The sequence below is a fragment of the Aliiroseovarius zhejiangensis genome (assembly GCF_014656375.1).
Lineage (GTDB): Bacteria > Pseudomonadota > Alphaproteobacteria > Rhodobacterales > Rhodobacteraceae > Aliiroseovarius > Aliiroseovarius zhejiangensis.
Genome location: NZ_BNCH01000002.1, coordinates 600,827 through 618,736, shown reverse-complemented (window position 1 = coordinate 618,736; position 17,910 = coordinate 600,827). Strand labels below are relative to the sequence as shown.

22 protein-coding genes are annotated in these 17,910 nt (G+C 61.1%); 12 read left to right on the top strand and 10 right to left on the bottom strand.

The window, feature by feature from the left end:
• The first annotated feature begins 129 nt into the window (after positions 1–129).
• The 3 genes from IE188_RS07755 (at position 130) to IE188_RS07745 (ending at position 2,229) form a co-directional block, all read left to right on the top strand.
• A complete protein-coding gene (locus tag IE188_RS07755) occupies positions 130–936 on the top strand; it encodes an AraC family transcriptional regulator (RefSeq protein WP_191285879.1) in 807 nt (268 codons plus the stop codon).
• A 330-nt stretch (positions 937–1,266) separates the two neighbouring features.
• Positions 1,267–1,812: a VOC family protein gene (locus IE188_RS07750; protein WP_191285878.1), complete on the top strand. Its 546-nt coding sequence runs from the start codon at positions 1,267–1,269 to the stop codon at positions 1,810–1,812.
• Between the two features lie 69 nt (positions 1,813–1,881).
• Complete coding sequence (locus tag IE188_RS07745; protein WP_191285877.1) at positions 1,882–2,229, top strand: antibiotic biosynthesis monooxygenase family protein; 348 nt, start codon at positions 1,882–1,884, stop codon at positions 2,227–2,229.
• 9 nt (positions 2,230–2,238) lie between these two features.
• Here the strand turns inward: IE188_RS07745 and IE188_RS07740 are convergent, their stop codons facing one another.
• Positions 2,239–2,847, bottom strand: coding sequence for a lytic transglycosylase domain-containing protein (locus IE188_RS07740; RefSeq protein WP_191285876.1), 609 nt, complete (start codon positions 2,845–2,847; stop codon positions 2,239–2,241).
• A 222-nt stretch (positions 2,848–3,069) separates the two neighbouring features.
• Here IE188_RS07740 and ssb point away from each other — a divergent pair, with 222 nt between their 5' ends.
• On the top strand, positions 3,070–3,549 hold the full coding sequence (gene ssb, locus IE188_RS07735; RefSeq protein WP_191285875.1) for a single-stranded DNA-binding protein: 480 nt from the start codon (positions 3,070–3,072) through the stop codon (positions 3,547–3,549).
• A 51-nt stretch (positions 3,550–3,600) separates the two neighbouring features.
• Here the strand turns inward: ssb and aroB are convergent, their stop codons facing one another.
• Both aroB and IE188_RS07725 read right to left on the bottom strand, forming a co-directional pair.
• Positions 3,601–4,710, bottom strand: a complete 1,110-nt coding sequence (gene aroB, locus IE188_RS07730; RefSeq protein WP_191285874.1) for a 3-dehydroquinate synthase — start codon at positions 4,708–4,710, stop codon at positions 3,601–3,603.
• Position 4,711: 1 nt separating this feature from the next.
• Positions 4,712–5,227, bottom strand: coding sequence for a shikimate kinase (locus IE188_RS07725; protein ID WP_229836629.1), 516 nt, complete (start codon positions 5,225–5,227; stop codon positions 4,712–4,714).
• A gap of 23 nt (positions 5,228–5,250) precedes the next feature.
• Here IE188_RS07725 and IE188_RS07720 point away from each other — a divergent pair, with 23 nt between their 5' ends.
• From IE188_RS07720 to IE188_RS07705, 4 genes are all read left to right on the top strand, one after another.
• Complete coding sequence (locus IE188_RS07720; protein ID WP_191285947.1) at positions 5,251–5,511, top strand: hypothetical protein; 261 nt, start codon at positions 5,251–5,253, stop codon at positions 5,509–5,511.
• 52 nt (positions 5,512–5,563) lie between these two features.
• Entirely contained in the window at positions 5,564–7,114 is a 1,551-nt protein-coding gene (locus tag IE188_RS07715) for a hypothetical protein (protein WP_229836601.1), read from the top strand.
• Positions 7,111–8,049, top strand: a complete 939-nt coding sequence (locus IE188_RS07710; protein ID WP_191285872.1) for a site-specific tyrosine recombinase XerD — start codon at positions 7,111–7,113, stop codon at positions 8,047–8,049. The genes IE188_RS07715 and IE188_RS07710 overlap by 4 nt, the downstream gene beginning before the upstream one ends.
• Positions 8,050–8,170: 121 nt before the next feature.
• Complete coding sequence (locus IE188_RS07705; protein ID WP_191285871.1) at positions 8,171–10,102, top strand: DEAD/DEAH box helicase; 1,932 nt, start codon at positions 8,171–8,173, stop codon at positions 10,100–10,102.
• Positions 10,103–10,117: 15 nt separating this feature from the next.
• Here IE188_RS07705 and IE188_RS07700 read toward each other — a convergent pair whose 3' ends face one another.
• On the bottom strand, positions 10,118–10,588 hold the full coding sequence (locus tag IE188_RS07700; protein ID WP_191285870.1) for a type II toxin-antitoxin system RatA family toxin: 471 nt from the start codon (positions 10,586–10,588) through the stop codon (positions 10,118–10,120).
• A gap of 69 nt (positions 10,589–10,657) precedes the next feature.
• On the opposite strand from IE188_RS07700, the gene hpt reads away from it, so the two are divergent.
• On the top strand, positions 10,658–11,203 hold the full coding sequence (gene hpt / locus IE188_RS07695) for a hypoxanthine phosphoribosyltransferase (RefSeq protein WP_191285869.1): 546 nt from the start codon (positions 10,658–10,660) through the stop codon (positions 11,201–11,203).
• A gap of 3 nt (positions 11,204–11,206) precedes the next feature.
• Entirely contained in the window at positions 11,207–11,380 is a 174-nt protein-coding gene (locus IE188_RS07690; RefSeq protein ID WP_191285868.1) for a hypothetical protein, read from the top strand.
• 11 nt (positions 11,381–11,391) lie between these two features.
• On the opposite strand, the gene lipA is transcribed toward IE188_RS07690, so the two are convergent.
• Together lipA and IE188_RS07680 are read right to left on the bottom strand one after the other, a co-directional pair.
• Positions 11,392–12,342 carry a lipoyl synthase gene (lipA, locus tag IE188_RS07685; protein ID WP_191285867.1) on the bottom strand — a complete coding sequence of 317 codons (951 nt, stop codon included), beginning with the start codon at positions 12,340–12,342 and terminating at the stop codon, positions 11,392–11,394.
• 80 nt (positions 12,343–12,422) lie between these two features.
• Complete coding sequence (locus IE188_RS07680; protein ID WP_191285866.1) at positions 12,423–13,358, bottom strand: hydrogen peroxide-inducible genes activator; 936 nt, start codon at positions 13,356–13,358, stop codon at positions 12,423–12,425.
• 207 nt (positions 13,359–13,565) lie between these two features.
• Between IE188_RS07680 and IE188_RS07675 the strand changes: the two genes are divergently transcribed.
• Positions 13,566–14,111 carry a peroxiredoxin gene (locus IE188_RS07675; protein ID WP_191285865.1) on the top strand — a complete coding sequence of 182 codons (546 nt, stop codon included), beginning with the start codon at positions 13,566–13,568 and terminating at the stop codon, positions 14,109–14,111.
• Positions 14,112–14,271: 160 nt separating this feature from the next.
• Here the strand turns inward: IE188_RS07675 and IE188_RS07670 are convergent, their stop codons facing one another.
• From IE188_RS07670 to IE188_RS07655, 4 genes are all read right to left on the bottom strand, one after another.
• Positions 14,272–14,667 (bottom strand): DUF1801 domain-containing protein, encoded by a 396-nt coding sequence (locus IE188_RS07670; protein WP_191285864.1) that lies wholly within the window; start codon positions 14,665–14,667, stop codon positions 14,272–14,274.
• A gap of 97 nt (positions 14,668–14,764) precedes the next feature.
• The gene (locus IE188_RS07665) at positions 14,765–15,289 is read right to left on the bottom strand and encodes a gamma carbonic anhydrase family protein (RefSeq protein WP_191285863.1); all 525 of its coding nucleotides are present in this window, start codon (positions 15,287–15,289) and stop codon (positions 14,765–14,767) included.
• Complete coding sequence (gene gmk / locus IE188_RS07660; protein WP_191285862.1) at positions 15,286–15,930, bottom strand: guanylate kinase; 645 nt, start codon at positions 15,928–15,930, stop codon at positions 15,286–15,288. Before gmk ends, IE188_RS07665 begins: the two co-directional genes overlap by 4 nt.
• A gap of 4 nt (positions 15,931–15,934) precedes the next feature.
• Complete coding sequence (locus IE188_RS07655; protein WP_229836598.1) at positions 15,935–16,816, bottom strand: YicC/YloC family endoribonuclease; 882 nt, start codon at positions 16,814–16,816, stop codon at positions 15,935–15,937.
• A gap of 181 nt (positions 16,817–16,997) precedes the next feature.
• On the opposite strand from IE188_RS07655, the gene IE188_RS07650 reads away from it, so the two are divergent.
• Positions 16,998–17,858 (top strand): PAS domain-containing protein, encoded by an 861-nt coding sequence (locus tag IE188_RS07650; protein ID WP_191285860.1) that lies wholly within the window; start codon positions 16,998–17,000, stop codon positions 17,856–17,858.
• Positions 17,859–17,910: the final 52 nt, after the last annotated feature.

Here is a 17,910-nt window from a genome sequence, read left to right as displayed (position 1 = left end):
CGCGCAAACCCTGTGGACAAGCTGTGGATAACACAGGTGCAGAAAAAACAATGCGACAGCGGTGCGATTTTGAGATACCCATGTTACGTTGCCGCTGGTTGCCTGCATTATTCGTCTGACGCTGAACTCATGACCACATCGAAATCTTTTTCGTCCCCTTTCCGTGTCTTGCCCCTTGCCCGGCTGGGCAGTGGTGGTCGTTGGCGCACCGAGGCGATGCGCTCATACGGGGCACCGGTCCTTCTGTGGTTCACACGCGGTCAGGGCCGCATCACGGTCAACGGTGTGACGGCGGGATATGGGCCACATAACTGCCTGTTCCTGCCCGCCGGCACGATGCACGGGTTCGAAATGTCCAATCAGGTCAACGGCACCATCGTCGTGTTCCCTCAGGGCAGCGAGGACGAGCTGGCCCTGCCGGACGAGGCCGTGCACATGCGCCTGCGCGAGGCCGACAAGCAGATGGTGCTGAGCGGGCTGGTCGATGACCTGCAACGCGAAATGGAGAAAGGCCACGACACCTCGCACCGGGCCATGATGTGCCACGCAGGGCTGTTGTCGGTCTGGCTGGAACGCCAACTGTCCGACACCCGGGTCGAACAGTCGGACATCGGGGCGACCGGGCGGTTGGTCAATGCCTTTACCGCACTGGTTGAACAGGAGTTTCACACGGATAAGACGGTACGCGACTATGCCGCCGAACTGGGTGTGACCCCCACCCATCTGAGCCGTGTGTGCAACAAGACTTGCGGGCGTCCGGCATCCGCCATCCTGCAAGACCGCATCCATTACGAAGCGCGCCGCCTGCTGACCGAAACGCATATCCCGATCAAGGACATCGCGGCTTCGCTGGGCTTTGCCTCGGCGGCCTATTTCACCCGCGCCTTTCAAAAGCAAACCGGCACCACGCCGTCCGCTTTCCGCAAAGGGGGATAGGCGTGGCTAGCATGGCCGCTACCTATGGGGCCTCATGCAATCCTGCCCCCGAATTGCCCCATCATCAATCACAGACGCGCTTTGACGATCGCACTGATCCCTCTGTCCGCCGCGGCCAGTGCGGCCATCCCTGAGGTGCTATCGGGAACGGATTCGCAACTCGTGTCCAGCTTCCCAGCGCGCCAAAGTACCCTTCGCCCATACACACGCTCCGGCATAGGCGCGTCCTTTCACTCCATTCCAATGCGTCCCCCACACAGAGTGGTCCTTCATTTTCGTTGCATATGCAATGAAATCATGTTACTTAACGTGTGAAATAGGAGAATTCACATGAAGATCGAACAGATTCACCACGTCGCCTATCGCTGTAAGGATGCAAAGGAAACCGTTGAATGGTATGGGAAAATGCTGAACATGGACTTTGTTCTGGCAATCGCGGAAAACCATGTGCCGTCGACCCATGAGCCGGACCCGTATATGCACGTCTTTCTGGATGCCGGGAATGGCAATGTGCTCGCCTTTTTCGAGCTTCCGACCAAACCGGACATGGGCCGTGACGAAAACACGCCAATCTGGGTGCAGCATATTGCCTTCAAGGTCAAAGACCGCGCGGAACTGTTTGAATTCAAAGAGCATCTTGAGAAAGAAGGGGTCGAGGTTCTCGGGGTGACCGACCATTCGATCTTCCATTCGATCTATTTCTTCGATCCCAACGGACACCGCGTGGAACTGGCCTGCCCCGACCCCGAGGAGGAAAAAATGCTGGCCCGCATGGACGCCGTCAAATGGGACATGCTGAACGAATGGTCCGAGACCAAGCGCGCGCCCAAACATGCGGAATGGCTGCACAAGAAAGAACTGTCGGGCGTCGAATAGGTCGCTTGGCTGGAATATCCTGAGCCACCACTCTAGTCTGGGCGTAACCAGACTGAGAAACGCGTCCAGATGACCCAACCCCGCTTCGCCCCTTTGCCTGCTCTGCCCTATTACGCCGTGATCTTCACCAATCAACTGGCGGACCCCGCACTGGGATATGCGGCGATGGCGGACAGGATTTTCGCGCTTGCGCAGGCGCAGCCCGGATATCTGGGGGCGGAAACCACCCGCGATGCCTCCGGGCTTGGAATCACCGTGTCCTATTGGTCGGACGAGGCCTCAATTCTGGCATGGAAACAGGTGTCCGAGCATCTGATCGCACAGAAAATGGGGATCGAAAGCTGGTATGCGCACTACGCGTTGCGGGTGGCGAAGGTCGAACGCGCCTATTCCGGGCCTCAGGAACGATCGCTCTGAACGGGCGCGCTAGCTGCCCAGAATGGCCCGTACATAGCCGCGCGTTTCCTTGTAAGGCGGCACACCTGAGTATTTCTGCACCGCCTCCGGCCCGGCATTATAGGCTGCAAGCGCCAGCCTCCACGACCGGAACCGGTCATATTGCTGGCGCAGGTAACGCGCACCGCCTTCCAAATTTTGCACCGGGTTATGCGGGTCAACCCCCAGCTTGCGTGCAGTGAAGGGCATCAACTGCGCAAGCCCAATCGCCCCGGCATGGCTGCGTGCACGCGGGTTCCAGCCGCTTTCCTGCTGCACCAACCGCAGGAACAGGTCTTGAGGAATACCGTGCCGTTGGGCCGCGGCTTTGGCGAGTGCCAGGTATTCGCCTTTGTATTTTCCGGTGAAGGAGGGAATGCCATAGGTCGGCACGGCGCCCTTGTTGGGGGTCAGCCGGGTGCTGGAGGCATATTGCTGCGCGGCGCGGGTGTCCAACACGCGGGTCTGCGCCGCAAAGGCGGACCGTCCACCCGAGCTTGAAAACAGGTTCTCGGCAAAAGCGGCCTGACCGATTGGGGCTAGCCCCGTTGCAACGACCAAAACGGCCCCGTATCCACGACGAAATATGCTGCGTGACATGCCTGTCCCCTGCCTGTCCCCTGAAATCAATGACGGCAATATACGCAAGTTCGGCTTTCTGGGGAAGAGGGTGCGGCATTTTGCGAAGGCGAGCTTGATATGCGGATATAGACCCGGCTTCATTACCCGTCATTTGCCACGCTCACACGGGATTTCGGTATCCCCATGCCCCCCCGGATGGTGTAACGATGAAGTCGAATTACAGAATCGAAAGGACGACGGATGGCGGGTTCGCTTAACAAGGTCATGCTGATCGGAAATCTGGGCGCCGACCCGGAAGTGCGTACATTCCAGAACGGCGGAAAGGTCTGCAACCTGCGCATTGCGACGTCAGAGACCTGGAAAGACCGCAACACCGGCGAGCGGCGGGAAAGAACCGAATGGCATTCGGTCGCCATCTTCTCGGAGGGGCTGGTGCGCGTCTGCGAACAGTTCCTGCGCAAAGGCTCCAAGGTTTATATCGAAGGCAAGCTGCAAACCCGCAAGTGGCAGGACCAGTCCGGGCAGGATCGCTACTCGACCGAAGTCGTGCTGCAGGGGTATGGCGGCACTTTAACCATGCTGGACGGACGCGGTGAAGGCGGCGGCCAGGGTGGCGGCGGCGGTTACGGCGGGGGCAGCCAGGGCGGTTATGGCGGTGGCGCTGGCGACAGCGGCCCGGCACCTGCAGGCGGCGGGTTCGACGACGAAATCCCATTCTGATCCCGTCGGATACAAGCGACGCAGCCGCCCCTTTGGGCGGCTGTTTTCATATCAGCGCCCGGCCAGCGCGTCGTCCAACACCGCGCGCACCACATCCATATCCACATCATCTGCCACGAAAGCGTCGCCTATGGCGCGGGCCAGCACGAATCGCAGCTTGCCTTGTTCGACCTTCTTGTCCTGCCCCATCAGGGTGATCAGCCCCGTGCTATCCGGCAGATCACCCGGAATGTCCGACAGGTCTTTCTTCATCCCCATCGCCGCTAGATGCGCGCGGAAGCGTGACGGGCTTTCCTGACTGATCAGCCCCAGCCGTGCCGAGGTTTCAAACGCCAGCGCGCACCCGATGGCGACGCCTTCGCCGTGCAGCAGCCGGTCGGAATAGCCCGTAGCCGCCTCCAGCGCGTGACCGAAGGTGTGGCCGAGGTTCAGAAGCGCACGATCGCCCTGCTCGGTTTCGTCCCGCACCACGATATCGGCCTTCATCTGGACAGAGCGGCGCACGGCCTCTTCGCGCAGATCCATGTCACCGGCGGCCAGGGCGGGGCCGTTGATCTCGAGCCATTCGAAGAACGCCCCATCCCCCAGCCCGCCATATTTGACGACTTCGCCGTAACCCGCCAGAAAATCGCGCGGAGTCAGCGTGCCCAACACCTCGATATCCGCCAGAACAAGGGACGGCTGATGAAATGCGCCGATCAGGTTCTTGCCTTGCGGGGCATTGATCCCCGTCTTGCCGCCGACCGAACTGTCCACCTGTGCCAGAAGCGATGTCGGCACCTGCACGAACCGCACCCCCCGGCGCAAAATCGCGGCGGCAAAGCCCACCAGGTCGCCGATCACACCGCCACCAAAGGCGACCACCACGTCCTTGCGTTCGACCCGCTGATCCAGCAGCCATTCGACCGTATGCGTCAGATGCGGCCAGCTTTTCGTCCCTTCCCCGGGCGGAAGGATCAAAGCGTCCGAGGCAACCCCGCTGGCAGCAAGCCCTTTCTGAAGCGACGCAAGATGCAACCCCGCAACAGTCTGTTCCGTCACGATCCAGACCTTCGGGCGGGGCAACAGGGGGGCGATTTCTGCCCCCGCGCGCCCGATCAGGCCCGGCGCAATCCGCACATCATAGGCACGATCGCCCAGCGGCACATGAACGGTGGTCATGTCAGGTTTCCTCCAGCACATCAGGGCGGGTCAGAAGCGCCGCCACAACCGCATCCGCCATATCGGCAATCGAATAGTCGCGCTGCGCCTCGACCGCCAGGTCGGCCTTGGCATAGACCGGCACGCGGGTGTTGTAGATATCGGTCAGCGTGGCCTTCGGGTCGGGCGTGCGCAAAAGGGGCCGTGTGTCCTTGTGGCGCACCCGCGCCCACAAAAGGTCAAGATCGGCTTTCAGCCAGACGGCAACCCCGCGCTGGGCAATCATCTGGCGATTGCGTTCCGACATGAACGCCCCGCCGCCGGTGGACAGAACCGCGCGCTGAGTGTCCAGAAGGCGCCCGATCACCTCGGATTCGCGATCTCGAAAAAACGCCTCGCCGTCGCGTTCGAAAATCTCGGCGATGGACATATTTGCGGCGCGCACGATCTCTTCGTCGCTGTCCAGAAACGGCACGCGCAACCGGTTCGCAACCGCCTGCCCGACCGCCGTCTTTCCGGCCCCCATCATGCCCACCATGACGATGGATTTTTTCAGTTTGAATGCCAAAACGGCGCTCACTTGCCCAAATTCGGATTTCTTTCCTGAATGGCGTGATCTTGCCGAAAATGCCATATATAAAATCAGACAAAACACCACTTGAGGCAGAAAATGGGTGGAACAACATGCTGATCCGTTTGATCAAGCTTATTCTTTTCCTGGCAATCGTCGGCTTTATCGGGCTGACCGGGTTTGCGTTCTTCGGTGACATGGCGCCGAGAACCGCCCCACAAAGCAGCACAGTGACGTTGAATGGGGACTGAACAGGTCAGGGACAGACGACATGGGCGCGCCGCTTGTCTGGGCGGCGCGTTATTGTGTGTTCTGACCGGGCTGGCACTGCCCGCCACGGCGCAGGCACCTCAGGGCACCGCCCCCTTGTCGGCCATCGACTGGTTGTCGGACAGCATCGCACTGCCGCCGCCATCGTCTGACAGTGCCATCTTGCCTCCGTCTTTTGATGAACCGGCAACCAGTACGGGCGCGTCGGTAGCCGAAGTCACCATGACGCTGCTGGAAACCCCGGTGCTGGATGCGGTCGGGCTGTTGCCCCATGCGGTGACGGGCCTGCCGCGCGACCTGTGGGGCATGTCACGGCCCGACGACCTGTCCCGCCGCATCACCGCGCTTGATCTGGATCTGCTGCCCGCCCTGCAAAGCCTGCTGCAACGTCTGATGCTGGCCGAACTTGATCCCCCCAAAGGGGCCAGCGCGGGCGAAGATCGCCTGTTTCTGGCGCGGGTCGACCGCCTGTTGACCCAGGGCGCGCTGGATCAGGCCGAGGCGCTTCTGGCGCGGGCCGGTTCGGTCAATCCGCGTGTCTTTCGCCGCGCCTTCGACACCGCGCTTCTGTTGGGCAACGAGGATGAGCATTGCACCACCTTGCGCGCCACGCCCGAACTCAGCCCCACCTTCCCCGCCCGCGTCTTCTGCCTGGCGCGCAGCGGCGATTGGGACGCGGCGGTCCTGACCTTGGAAACGGGGCGGGCGCTGGGCTATATCAGCGACGAGGACGACGCCCTGCTGGCACGGTTTCTTGACCCCGAACTGTTCGAGGACGAACCGGACTTGCCGCGGCCCGATCACCCCTCGCCCCTCACCTTCCGCATGTTCGAGGCGATCGGTCTGCATATCAACACGACCTCGCTGCCGCTGGCCTTCGCGCAATCCGATCTGCGCGCCAATATCGGCTGGAAAGCGCGGGCCGAAGCCGGGGAACGTCTGGCACGGGTCGGGGCCGTGACGGAAAACCAGCTTTTGGGTCTCTATTCCGAACGCCGACCCGCGGCATCGGGCGGCATCTGGGACCGGATGAGCGCCGTGAACGCCGTGGAAACCGCGCTGGCCTCAGAGGATGACGACGACCTTGCCCGCGCCGTGCTGGCGCTGTGGCCCCATCTGGAAGAAAGCGGGCTGGAGGTGCCGTTTGCGCAGGTATTCGGGGCGGACCTGGCCAAACGAAACCTGTCCGGCCGCGCAGGCGACCTTGCCCTTCGCCTTGGGCTTCTTTCCGACCAGTATGACACCGTCGCGGCCCTTGGGCATGCTGCCCCCCGCGACCCGCTCGCGCCGATCCTTCTGGGTATCGCACGTGGCGAGACCGCCGATCTGACACCGATCGACGACCGCAGCCGCGCCGTGCTTGACGGGTTCGCCGCCACCGATCTGCCCATCCGCCTGCGCTCGCTTGTTGAACAGGACCGGCTGGGTGAAGCCATCCTGCGCGCCATCGAGTTGTTTTCAACAGGCCTGAATGGCGATCTGGACGAGTTGACCGACGCGCTGGCCTTCTTCCGGCATGTGGGGCTGGAACAGGTCGCCCGGCAGGCCGCCCTTCAGTTCCTGATCCTGGAGCGGCGCGGATGAACGCCGACCACGCCCGCTGGATTTCCACCTTTCTGGAAGCGCAGGCGGCCGAACTGGATGCGTCTGAAAACACGCTGTTGGCCTATGGGCGCGACCTGAAAGGCTTTGCCGAATTTGCGGATGACAAGGGTCTGGATTTCGCGGATGTCAGCCGCGCCGATATCGAAGCCTTCATGGTCGATTGCGATACGATGGGGCTGGCGCAATCCACCCGCGCGCGCCGTCTGTCGGCGATCAAGCAGCTTTACCGCTTTGCCTATGAAGAAGGGTGGCGCCCGGACAACCCGGCGATCAAGATCAAGGGGCCGGGCCGGTCGAAATCCCTGCCCAAGATCCTGAGCGAAGATCAGGTCGAGGCGCTTTTGACCACCGCGCGCAATCATGGCCGCAGCCCGTTGGACAAACTGCGCAACACCTGCCTGATGGAACTGCTCTATGCCACCGGAATGCGGGTGAGCGAGCTTGTCACCCTGCCCGCCTCGGCCGCCCGTGGCGACCCGCATATACTGCTGGTGAAGGGCAAAGGCGGGAAAGAACGGATGGTGCCCCTGTCGCCCCTCGCCCGCGATGCGCTGGCCGCCTGGCTTGAGGCGCGCGATGAGGCCGAGGACACGGCGCGGGTCAACAAGGGCACCAAGCCCTCGCCTTTTTTGTTTCCGTCCAGCGGCAAATCCGGCCATCTGACGCGGCATCGTTTCTATGGCCTGATCAAAGAGATCGCCGTGGCCGCCGGTGTGTCGCCCGACGCGGTGACCCCGCACCGTCTGCGCCACGCCTTTGCCACGCATCTGCTGGCGCATGGGGCCGATCTGCGCTCGATCCAGACGTTGTTGGGACATGCCGATATCTCGACCACCGAGATTTATACCCATGTGCTGGAGGAACGGCTGAAAGACCTTGTCCTGACCCACCATCCGCTGGCCGACACCGACTAGCGCGTTATTCCGCTATACATTCCCGTGCGAACAGGCTATCAGCCCGCTTTCGCCCCTGCGACGCAGCCCACCATGGCAAGACGCCCCACTTGTTCCTCAGACACAACAGAATCGACCGCCCGTGAAACAGACCATCTCTGCCGCGCTTGCCGAGCGTGGATATGACACCCTGACCCAAGTCCAGACCGCCGTGTCCGACCCTGCGCTGGAAGGCGCGGACCTTCTGGTTTCGGCCCAGACCGGGTCAGGCAAAACCGTCGGCTTCGGCCTGGCCATTGCGCCGGTGCTGTTGGGTGACGCAGATCAGTTCGGCCCCGCCGCCAGCCCGTTGGGACTGGTTATCGCCCCCACGCGCGAATTGGCGATGCAGGTGAAACGCGAGTTGATGTGGCTGTTTGCCAAGACCGGGGCGGTCGTCGCCTCCTGCGTGGGCGGAATGGACATGCGGGATGAACGCCGTGCCTTGGCGCGTGGCGCGCACATCGTTGTTGCCACACCGGGGCGTCTGCGCGACCACGTCATGCGCGGGTCAATCGACCTGTCGGCGCTCCGCAGCGTGGTGCTGGACGAGGCCGACGAAATGCTGGACCTGGGCTTTCGCGAAGACCTTGAGTTCATTCTGGATGAAACCCCCGAAGATCGCCAAACCCTGCTGTTTTCCGCCACGGTCCCGAAAAGCATCGCCACGCTGGCCGCGCGCTATCAGAAGGACGCTCAGCGGATCTCTACGGTGGCCGAGAAAAGTCAGCACACGGATATTGACTACCGCGCCATGCTTGTCGCCCCGCGTGACGGGGAAAACGCGATCATCAATGTGCTCAGGTTCTTCGAGGCGCCGAACGCGATCATTTTCTGCAACACGCGGGCCATGGTCAGCCGCTTGGCGACGCGTCTGTCAAACCGTGGGTTCAATGTGGTCGCCCTGTCCGGAGAGCTGACACAGAACGAACGGTCAAATGCCTTGCAATCCATGCGCGACGGGCGGGCGCGGATTTGTGTGGCGACGGATGTGGCGGCGCGCGGGATCGACTTGCCGAAGCTCGATCTGGTGATCCATGCCGAACTGCCCAACAATCACGAAACGCTGTTGCACCGGTCGGGCCGCACAGGGCGCGCGGGACGCAAGGGCGTCAGTACTCTGATCGTGCCGCCCGCAGCCCGCAAAAAGGCAGAACGCCTGTTGCGCTTTGCCAAGCTAAATGCAGGTTGGGGCCCGGCCCCTTCGGCGCAAGAGGTGCAGGCGGAGGATCAGAAACGCATTCTGGCCGATGATGTCTGGATACAGGAGCCCACCGCGAACGAGGCGGCGCTGGCCGAAGAACTGGTGGCGACATTCACCCCCGCGCAACTCGCCGCGGCCTATCTGAAACTTTACCACACGGCCCACGCTGCGCCCGAGGAACTGTCCGACGTCAACACCAAGCCGGAAAAGCACGAACCCTTCGGGCCAAGCGTCTGGTTCAGCCTTGCCAAAGGGCGCAAGCAAGGCGCCGACCCCCGTCACCTGCTGCCCATGCTGTGCAAGGCCGGCGGGATCTCGCGTGGTGATATCGGCGCGATCCGGCTGCAAGATGACCAGTCGTTTTTCGAGGTGAAGGCAGACAAGGTTCCTGGCTTCCTGTCCTCGATCGCCCCTGCCATGTCGGTCGAGGGCTTTGCCGTCGAACAGTTGGACGCTGCCCCTGATCTTGGGCGCACCGGGAAGCCGGCCCCGCGTGGTAAGACACGCAAGTTTGACAGGAAACCGCCAAAGCCGCATCGCAAAGGCGACCGCACGTCAAACACCAAGCACAAAGGGAAAGACGAGTTCGGCGACGATCGTCCCATCAAAGCCCCCGTCCCTGCCAGGACAAAGGACGCGGACGCCAAACCGCGCAAGCCGTTCAAACCCGAGGCTGACACGCCCAAAGGCAAGCGCCCCGCCGACCGCAAGAAAGGTCCGCCCCCGCCAAAGGGCAAGCCCAACAGCAAGAAAAACCGGGCCCGGGCTGCCGCCAAGGCCATCGCAAAGGCCAAAGGCGGTGACAGCACGCCAAAACGGCGCAAAAGCTGACCAAGGGGTGCGGGTTTACGCGCGCGGAGGCTGATCCTTCGGTGTATAAAGCTCTGCAGCGCGGGCCTCAAACGCGGCGACGATGCGGTGCATCGCTTCGTTGAAGACCAGCCCGATCACTTTTTGCAAGATTGCACTCTTGAACTCGAAATCCACGAAAAACTCCACCTCGCACCCGTCCGGGTGCGGGTGAAATATCCAGTGCGATTTCAGGTATTTGAAGGGACCGTCCAGATATTCGGTGTCGATCCGACGCCCGCCTTCATCCAGAAAGACACGGCTGGCAAAGCGTTCGCGAAACACCTTGAAACTGATGACAAGATCCGCCTCCATCAGGTCACGCCCATCGGGCTGCGGCGTCACGCGGCGCACACGTGCAGCAGAATTCCACGGCAGAAATTCGGGATACCGCCCCACATCCGCCACCAGATCATACATCTGTTCCGACGTGTATGGCAGGACGCGTTTTTCCCCATGTGTCGGCATGGTCAGGTTTCCCCTTCTCACTTCGCTGCGTATGTCTTAGGAATACGACCGGAAATCAAGGGGGAACACATGGCACAGCGTCCATATGTCATAGACACGATGATCTCGGCCAAGCAGATCGCGGCGCGGGTCGAAGAGCTGTCGCAGGAAATTCATGACGAATTCAACGGCACCGACAAGCTGGTCGTCGTCGGCCTGTTGCGCGGATCGTTCGTGTTCATCGCCGATGTTGTGCGCGAGCTGGACCTGCCGGTCGAGGTCGATTTTCTGGAAGCATCCTCGTACGGCGATTCGACCGAAAGCAGTCGGGAAGTGCGTATTCTCAAGGACTTGCGCGGCGAGATTGCGGGGCGCGACGTGCTGGTGGTCGAAGATATTGTCGACACCGGTTTCACGCTGAAACACGTGGTCGGTCTGTTGAAGGCCAAATCGCCGCGCAAGCTGAAAACCATCGCGCTGCTTGACAAACCGTCCCGGCGCGAGGTCGACATCCGCGCCGACTGGATCGGGTTCGAAATCCCGGACGAATTCGTCGTGGGCTATGGCATCGACTTTGCACAGCGCGACCGCAACCTGCCCCATATCGGCAAGGTGCGGTTTCTGGACGACGACTGACCCATGAACCCGCGCTGGTTCATGCGGATGGCCAAATGGGCGCGGCATCCGCCTTCGGCCAAACGTGTGAAGTTGGTTTTTGCGGTCGTCGCGATCTGCGCGGCGCTCGTGATTTACGAAATGCTGTTCGGAACACCGGACTGGATGCAGATGGAGCCTCTGCGCCTCAGGCCTTAAAGTTTTTCCTGTCAGCCTCTTGCAAGCTGTTCTTCACGCGCCGCACGCAGCCGTGCGAAATCGTCACCCGCGTGATAGGACGAGCGTGTCAAAGGCGTGGCCGACACCATCAGGAACCCCTTGCCGTAAGCGGCGGTCTCGTAATCCTTGAACTCATCCGGGTGCACGAACCGCGCGACTGCATGGTGTTTTGGGGTCGGTTGCAGATATTGCCCGATGGTCAGGAAGTCGATCCCCGCCGCGCGCATGTCATCCATGACCTGCAACACGCCCTGACGATCCTCGCCCAGCCCGACCATGATCCCGGATTTGGTGAACATCGACGGGTCCAGCTCTTTCACCCGCTGCAACAGGCGCAGCGAATGGAAATACCGTGCGCCGGGGCGCACCTGCGGATAAAGGCCCGGCACGGTTTCAAGATTGTGGTTGAACACATCCGGCCGCGCCTCGACCACGGTTTCCAGAACGGACGGATCGCATTTCAGAAAATCCGGGGTCAGAATCTCGATGGTGGTGTCGGGTGACTGGTGGCGAATGGCGCGGATGGTCTGCGCAAAATGGTCTGCCCCACCGTCTTTCAGATCGTCGCGGTCGACCGAGGTGATCACCACGTGGTTCAGCCCCAGTTTCTTCACCGCATGGGCCACACGGCCCGGTTCGAACGCGTCCAGATCGTCGGGACGACCGGTGGCGACGTTGCAGAAGGTGCAGCCGCGGGTGCAGATCTCGCCCATGATCATCATGGTGGCGTGGCCCTGGCTCCAGCATTCGCCGGCATTGGGGCACGCAGCTTCTTCACAGACCGTGGCAAGGTTGTTTTCACGCATGATCCTGTGCGTTTCCGCATAGCCTTTGCCGCCAGGCGCCTTCACGCGAATCCAGCTGGGCTTCTTGGGCTGTGCATTGTCCGGGCGATGCGCCTTTTCAGGGTGGCGACTTTCCGGGATTTTCAGATCACGCATGGCATTCCTCCGCGCCAAAATCGGCTTTGCGACATATAACGGTATCGTGCCGCCGAGTCACCTTGAAAGCCGCATGGCTGTTATGTGCCTGGCGCATGACCTGCATCCCGAACCACCTGCGTTCCCGCCTGTTGCAGCAGACCCGCCAGCGTATCGAACCAATCGGTATGCACCGACAGGTTGCGGCGCACCAAACCGATGGTGCGACATGGTTCGGGCTGGGCGAACCGGGCGACGGCAAGGTCAGGCGTGGCCTTCTGTTCGTCGCCCCGCGCCAGTTCCGGCAGGAAGGTCACACCCAGCCCCCCCGCTGCCAACCGGCACAGCGTGCCCAGCGACGCCGCCCCAAGGTCAACCCGCCGGTCGCGCCGACGCAGGCCGCAAACCTCAAGCGCCTGATCGGCAAGGCAATGCCCTTCTTCCAGCAACAGCAGCAGTTCCGGGTCGATCATCGCCGGATGCAGTGCAGCACGGCCGCCGGAGATACGTGCGATCTGGGCAGATGTACCGGCCAGCAGGAAGCGGTCGGTGAACAGGGGAGCTTCGACCAGCCCGGTGACACCCGAGGGCAGCGCGATGATCGCGGCATCCAAACGCCCCTCTTCCAAATCTGCCAGCAGATCGGCGGTCTGGGCTTCGCGCAGGCGCAGGTCAAGCCCGGTCGTGCGCGCCCGGATCAAGGGCAACGCGATAGGCAGCAGATACGGCGCAACGGTGGGGATAACCCCCAACCGAAGCCGTCCGGTCAGCCCTTTCTGCCAATGCACCGCATCTTCCATCCGCTCAAGCTCGGCCATGATCCGCTTTGCGGTGGCCAGCACGTCCTGCCCGGCCGAGGTCAGTGACACCCCTTTCCGGTCGCGCAGGAACAAAGGCGTTTGCAGACGATCTTCCAGTTCCTTGATCTGATTGGAAAGGGCTGGTTGCGTCACATGACACCGCGCCGCCGCTTGGCCGAAATGACGGGTTTCGGCCAGGGCAATCACATAGGTCAGTTGCCGAAGGGTGATATTCATAATCTCTGATTATCAAACGCGGTGTTGCGTTGGAATGCCGTTCCTACGCTTTTTCGACGCCCCTCTTCGACACAGCACATTGCGGATGCAGAATCTGCCCATGCTGCACTTGCAAAATCCGCGTTGAGACCTATCTGGAATCGTTCTAAGACTTGAGCAACCCGCGCCGCGCGATTCTGCGCGCGCCTCAGACAGAAGGATTTTGACATGCAAGCTGGCGTTCGCGTTCCCAACATCACCTTCCGTACCCGTGTCCGGGATGACAGCATCGAAGGCCCCAACCCCTTCCGCTGGCAGGACATGACGTCGGACGATTATTTCAAAGGCAAGCGTGTCGTTCTGTTCTCGCTGCCCGGTGCGTTCACGCCGACCTGCTCGACCTATCAACTGCCGGGATTCGAAAAAGGTGCCGACGAGTTCCGCGCCCAAGGCATCGACGAAATTTATTGCATGTCGGTCAATGACAGCTTCGTCATGAACGCCTGGGCCCGCAACCAGGAGTTGGAAAACGTCAAGGTCATCCCCGACGGCTCGGGCGAGTTCACCCGCGGCATGGGCATGCTGGTCAACAAGGACAACCTTGGTTTCGGTGCCCGCTCGTGGCGCTATGCCGCCGTCATCAATGACGGTGTGGTCGAAGCCTGGTTCGAAGAGCCGGGTCGCTGCGACAACCACGGCGAAGACCCTTACGGCGAAAGCGCGCCGGAAAACGTGCTGGCTTGGTTGAAAGAGGCTGGCGAGAAAGTAGCGTAAAGCGTTTCAGATCGCATTACAGGAAAGGCCGCTGGTTTCAGCGGCCTTTTTTTTAAAGCACCAATCCGCAGGATATGCGGTTCTTTCATCTCGCTGCAGATTGAAGCGCCCATTCGCGTCTGTATCGGCTATTGCTGCTATCAAGGCAGACCTCTGCGCTTTAGGACAGTCGCTCCAGCCGACCTTTTCGCCTGTAGATGTTCTTGTAATCCCACTGCACCTGTCGACTCTTTACAAGCCAGCGTTTCAAGTCGTCATATCTGATTTCTTCCACATCCGTGTATCGGATTGACGCATCCATGAACTTGCCGGTTCCCGGCTGCAAATCCAGCTCGTCAAAATCCGCCCCGCTCCAGAACATCAGACGGATACAGTTTTTGAGCTTGCTGTACCCGACGATGGGAGTTTCTTTGAGAAACCAGACAGGATGGGCATGCCAGATCTTGCTTTCAGCGTCTGGAAGCATCTCATCAATCACTGCACGCAGAGCCTCACATATCGCCCTGTCATCAGTTGTCTGCGCATCGTGAAACTCTTGAATAGTGGATGGTTTCATAACTAAAACATAGCATAGACCGGGCCAGTCCCGAAGCCATGCCGAAGTTCGAGCGATCCGGTATCCGAGGCGATCGGCTCGCTGCAGCCGAGGCCCTTTATCCACCAACCCCCTTCAACCCCGTCAAAAACCGTGCCGCATTCTGCTGATAATGCACCGCAGACGCCTCGATCCCTTTGATCGCCGCAGCATCCAGCTCGCGCACAACTTTACCCGGCGCGCCCAGAACCATGGATCCGTCGGGGATTTCCTTGCCTTCCGTCACCAAGGCCCCTGCCCCGATCAGGCAGTTCTTGCCGATCACCGCGCCGTTCATCACGGTGGCATTCATGCCGATCAAGGTGTTGTCTCCGATGGTGCAGCCATGCAGCAGCACTTTGTGGCCGACGGTCACATTCGCGCCGATGGTCAGCGGGAAGCCCAGATCGGTGTGAAAGACGCTGTTTTCCTGCACATTCGTGCCCGCTCCGATGGAGATTTGTTCGTTGTCACCACGAATCGTTGTCCCGAACCAGACCGAGGCCTTGGCCCCAATTTCCACCCTTCCGATGACATTGGCATCGGCGGCAACAAAGACATCCTCGGCAATCTCGGGGGCGATCCCGTCCAGTTCATAGATCATTGGTTTCCCTCTTCAAATTCGGCCTGCAACTTACGGACATGGTTCAACAATCCCGGTTGCTGATTGCGGCGCTGACGGGTGGCTTCGACGATGGTGATCAGGCGTTCGGCGGTTTGGTCCAGATCGTCATTGATCAGCACATAGTCATAGCTGCCCCAGTGGCTGATCTCGTCCCAGCTTTTCTGCATCCGCTTTGCGATTGTGGCTTCGTCGTCCTGCCCGCGCCCCACCAGCCGCGCGCGCAATTCCTTGATCGAGGGCGGCAAGATGAAGATCGACAGCGAGTGCGAGGCGAGCGAAGAGTTCCGTATCTGCACCTCGCCCTGCCAATCCACGTCGAACAGCACGTCGCGTCCGGCCTCGATCGCGCGGCGCACGGGCTCGGACGGCGAGCCATAGAAATTGCCGAAAACGTGGGCGTGTTCCAGCATCTCGCCCTGTATCACCATCTCTTTGAACCTGGGCTCGTCCACGAAATGGTAATGCTGGCCGTCCACCTCGCCCTCACGCGGCGCGCGGGTGGTGGCCGAAACGGAAAAGCTGAGCGTCGGATCCCATTCCATCAACCGCCGCGCCAGTGTCGATTTTCCCGCGCCCGAGGGCGACGACAGGATGATAAGTAGGCCGCGCCTGTCGGACATATTGTTACTCCACGTTCTGAACCTGTTCGCGCATCTGATCTATGACGTGCTTCAGGTCAAGGCCGATGGTGGTCAATTCCTTGAACTGCGCCTTGGAGCACAGGGTGTTGGCCTCGCGGTTGAACTCCTGCATCAGAAAGTCCAGCTTTCGGCCCACCGGTTGCTCCGACGTCAGGTGGCTTCGCGCGGCGTCGATATGGGCTTTCAGGCGGTCGATTTCCTCGCGCACATCGGTTTTGACGGCCAGAATGGCAAGTTCTTGCTGAACACGATCGGGGTCGGCGCCGTCGCTGTTGTCTAGCACGCGGGCAAGAGCCGCCTGCAACCCCGCGACCTGTGCGTCCTGACGGGCGGGAAGTACGCCTTCGGCAGCGGTGACAAGCTGCGCGACATTGTCGATCTGTTGGGACAGAAGGTGCGTCAATGCCGCCCCTTCCTGCGCGCGCGAGGCCTGAAACTGGCTGATCAATGGGGGAATGTCCTTCGCCAGCCGGGTCAACAGCGGGGCGGTGTCTTCGTCGGTCATGGCCCGTTGTTCCAGAACACCACGCATCCCTGCAATATCAGAGGGTTGCACGGGTGCGACCCTAAGGCCACGGGCTTCTGCCTCGGCGGCGATGGCCGTCAACTGAGCTAGGGCGCGTTCCAACCCGTCGGGGTTGATCGCGGACTGTCCGGCCTCGTCGCGGCGGGTGATTTTCAGGCTGACTGATACATTGCCACGTGCCACCGACGCCTTCAGCGCCTTGCGGAGCGGCTCCTCCAACCCGCCCAGCCAGTCGGGCAGCCGTATCTTGATATCCAGCCCCCGCGCATTGACCGATCGAAGATCCCAGACCCAGTTGCAGCCTTCGTCTTCGGCTGCGATGCTTGCGAAGCCTGTCATGGAATGTGGCATGTAGCATTAACCATTCGTTAAGTTTTTATGCCAATTTCGAGAGGAATGTGACATATTAAGACATCGGTAAGGATTATCCTTCCAATCGTTAACAAACGGTCACAATTTGAACAAGCTCGCTGGTTACGACACATTTTATTAAAATCGTTTCAACTCCTGGGACGCGAAGATGAAGATTGAATACCTCAAAGATGGCAATGTGATCGCGCTGGCAGCCGCCCGGCGCACGATCAAATTTCCCGCCATCGCTCAGATTGAAGCATACTGGCACGCCTTGCGAAACGGTCGACTGATGCCCACGCGTGGCGACGTGGACCCCCGCGGCATCGGAGAGAACCTGGCCCATGCCATGATCCTGGAACGGATCGCGCCGGGCCATGCGCGCATCCGGCTGGCGGGCCAGCATATCAGCGACACCCTGTCGATGGAGGTGCGCGGGATGCCCCTGAGCGCCCTGTTCACGCCAGATGCCCGCGATGAGGTGCAGGAGGCGCTGGAAAGCGTATTCACCACCCCTGCCGAGGTCAGCCTGACCCTGCAAAGCGAAAGCAAGCTGTTTCACAAGACGCTGGACGCCCAGTTGATCCTGTTGCCGCTGAAGGACATTCACAGCAACGTCACCCGTGTTCTTGGCGGGTTTCAGGTCGATGGCGCGCAGGGTCGCGGTCCGCAGCGCTTCCGCGTGCGCAATCTTGACATCCGCCCTCTGACGATGCCCGGCCCCCACGGCCAAGCCCGCAGGTCGCGCCCGCGGCAAGACACTCTGTCCCGCCCCGGATACTGGGATATTCGCGGCGCTGATGCGGCGGTCCCGGCGGGTGACGAAAAGCCGGATGTGACCCGCGTCGATATCCGACCGACGCGGGACCGCAAAAGCGAAGGGCATATCATGCGCCCCTCGGACGCGCGCGGCATTCCGGTGCCCGGTCTGGCCGAACTGGCGGCAAGTTTTCACGGTGCATCATCTTCGATGCAGATCGAACCACCGATGCGCCCGGGGGGGCATTTGCGGCTGGTCAAACAGGACTGAGGCCCCGCGCCAAAAGACACGAAAAACCCCGGCCGTCTGGACCGGGGTTTTC

Coding starts and splice junctions, on each gene's coding strand:
- IE188_RS07755 (WP_191285879.1), top strand. CDS start 130: ATGACCACATCGAAATCTTTTTCGTCCCCTTTCCGTGTCTTGCCCCTT.
- IE188_RS07750 (WP_191285878.1), top strand. CDS start 1,267: ATGAAGATCGAACAGATTCACCACGTCGCCTATCGCTGTAAGGATGCA.
- IE188_RS07745 (WP_191285877.1), top strand. CDS start 1,882: ATGACCCAACCCCGCTTCGCCCCTTTGCCTGCTCTGCCCTATTACGCC.
- IE188_RS07740 (WP_191285876.1), bottom strand. CDS start 2,847: ATGTCACGCAGCATATTTCGTCGTGGATACGGGGCCGTTTTGGTCGTT.
- ssb (WP_191285875.1), top strand. CDS start 3,070: ATGGCGGGTTCGCTTAACAAGGTCATGCTGATCGGAAATCTGGGCGCC.
- aroB (WP_191285874.1), bottom strand. CDS start 4,710: ATGACCACCGTTCATGTGCCGCTGGGCGATCGTGCCTATGATGTGCGG.
- IE188_RS07725 (WP_229836629.1), bottom strand. CDS start 5,227: ATGGTGGGCATGATGGGGGCCGGAAAGACGGCGGTCGGGCAGGCGGTT.
- IE188_RS07720 (WP_191285947.1), top strand. CDS start 5,251: ATGCCAAAACGGCGCTCACTTGCCCAAATTCGGATTTCTTTCCTGAAT.
- IE188_RS07710 (WP_191285872.1), top strand. CDS start 7,111: ATGAACGCCGACCACGCCCGCTGGATTTCCACCTTTCTGGAAGCGCAG.
- IE188_RS07700 (WP_191285870.1), bottom strand. CDS start 10,588: ATGCCGACACATGGGGAAAAACGCGTCCTGCCATACACGTCGGAACAG.
- hpt (WP_191285869.1), top strand. CDS start 10,658: ATGGCACAGCGTCCATATGTCATAGACACGATGATCTCGGCCAAGCAG.
- IE188_RS07690 (WP_191285868.1), top strand. CDS start 11,207: ATGAACCCGCGCTGGTTCATGCGGATGGCCAAATGGGCGCGGCATCCG.
- lipA (WP_191285867.1), bottom strand. CDS start 12,342: ATGCGTGATCTGAAAATCCCGGAAAGTCGCCACCCTGAAAAGGCGCAT.
- IE188_RS07680 (WP_191285866.1), bottom strand. CDS start 13,358: ATGAATATCACCCTTCGGCAACTGACCTATGTGATTGCCCTGGCCGAA.
- IE188_RS07675 (WP_191285865.1), top strand. CDS start 13,566: ATGCAAGCTGGCGTTCGCGTTCCCAACATCACCTTCCGTACCCGTGTC.
- IE188_RS07670 (WP_191285864.1), bottom strand. CDS start 14,667: ATGAAACCATCCACTATTCAAGAGTTTCACGATGCGCAGACAACTGAT.
- IE188_RS07665 (WP_191285863.1), bottom strand. CDS start 15,289: ATGATCTATGAACTGGACGGGATCGCCCCCGAGATTGCCGAGGATGTC.
- gmk (WP_191285862.1), bottom strand. CDS start 15,930: ATGTCCGACAGGCGCGGCCTACTTATCATCCTGTCGTCGCCCTCGGGC.
- IE188_RS07655 (WP_229836598.1), bottom strand. CDS start 16,816: ATGACAGGCTTCGCAAGCATCGCAGCCGAAGACGAAGGCTGCAACTGG.
- IE188_RS07650 (WP_191285860.1), top strand. CDS start 16,998: ATGAAGATTGAATACCTCAAAGATGGCAATGTGATCGCGCTGGCAGCC.